1 pseudogene is annotated in these 233 nt (G+C 61.8%); it reads right to left on the bottom strand.

Going from position 1 to position 233, the window contains the following annotated elements:
* Window positions 1–233, bottom strand: a pseudogene (locus H7A77_RS25690) (hypothetical protein); the annotation flags it as partial.

Here is a 233-nt window from a genome sequence, read left to right as displayed (position 1 = left end):
CCGCGATATGTGGACGATCGACGTCGAACAGGTTCAACAGCAGCAGGTCGGCGCCCTGGCTGGCCGCCAGTTCGGCGTTGGTGACGTTATTGAGCAGCGGCTGAGTGACCGCGATATGTGGACGATCGACGTCGAACAGGTTCAACAGCAGCAGGTCGGCGCCCTGGCTGGCCGCCAGTTCGGCGTTGGTGACGTTATTGAGCAGCGGCTGAGTGACCGCGATATGTGGACGA

This window comes from Serratia sp. ME47 (assembly GCF_903970925.1).
GTDB classification, from domain to species: Bacteria; Pseudomonadota; Gammaproteobacteria; order Enterobacterales; family Enterobacteriaceae; genus Serratia; species Serratia ureilytica.
Note: the sequence above shows the minus strand (reverse complement) of the source record. Positions and strands in the feature narration are given on the sequence as shown.